The organism is Paracoccus sp. S4493, assembly GCF_000967735.1.
Taxonomy (GTDB): domain Bacteria; phylum Pseudomonadota; class Alphaproteobacteria; order Rhodobacterales; family Rhodobacteraceae; genus Paracoccus; species Paracoccus marcusii.
The window spans coordinates 1-870 of the sequence record NZ_JXYF01000209.1 but is presented as its reverse complement, the minus strand read 5'-3'; the positions used below and the strand labels follow the sequence as shown (position 1 = coordinate 870).

Sequence of the window (870 nt, the reverse complement as noted above, 5' to 3'; positions counted from 1 at the left end):
GGGAAAGCTGTCGGCGGGCAGCCCCGCGTGCCAGAACCCGAAGGACGGCGCCATCAGCGCCAGCCACTGGCCAGCGACCTCGTCGATGACGATCTCGCTGCGGTCGGGGTCGTCCATGCCGACGGTGTAGCGCGGCACGACCCAGAACCCCAGCAGGATCACCAGCCCCGTGGCCAGCGCCAGAAGCGGGAAATGCCCGATGCGGTGCAGGATCAACCCCATCGCAACGGCGACCGCCGACCCCCAGGTGCCGGGGGCGGGGCGCAGCAGGCCTGCGCCGAACCAGGTGGCCAGCATGCGATCCATGGTCATTCCTTGATCAGGGTGGCGGTCGCGATGGCGGCGATCCCCTCGCGTCGGCCGGTAAAGCCAAGGCGTTCGGACGTAGTGGCCTTGACGCTGATGCGCGCTTCCTCAACGCCCATGATTTCGGACAGGCGGTGGGCCATCGCCAGCGCATGGGGCCCGATCTTGGGCGCCTCGCAGATCAGAGTCACGTCGGCATTGCCGATGCGGAACCCCTTGTCGCGGGCCATGCTGGCCGCATGGGCCAGAAAGATCGCGCTGTCGGCACCCTTCCATTGCGGGTCCGAGGGCGGAAAATGCCGCCCGATGTCGCCCTGCGCCAAGGCGCCATAGATGGCGTCGGTCAGCGCGTGCATGCCAACATCGGCATCGGAATGGCCCAGCAGGCCCGCGTCATGCGGCACCTGCACGCCGCACAGGGTGACGTGGTCCCCGGGTCCAAAGGCGTGCACGTCGTAGCCATTGCCAAGGCGGATATCCATGTCGGTCCCCAGAATGCGTTCGGCCCGCGCGAAATCGGCGGGAAAGGTGATCTTCAGATTGTCTTCCGAACCTTGGGTGATG

At 67.1% G+C, this 870-nt stretch carries 2 protein-coding genes; both read right to left on the bottom strand.

Annotated features, from left to right (window positions below; genetic code table 11):
• Nucleotides 1-306, bottom strand: a 306-nt coding sequence (locus tag TW83_RS16355) for a phosphatidylglycerophosphatase A (RefSeq protein ID WP_162198074.1), incomplete at its 3' end; no start/stop codon positions are given.
• 2 nt (nucleotides 307-308) lie between these two features.
• Nucleotides 309-870 (bottom strand): 2-C-methyl-D-erythritol 2,4-cyclodiphosphate synthase (ispF, locus tag TW83_RS16350; protein ID WP_045983847.1); only part of this gene is annotated, 562 nt, incomplete at its 5' end.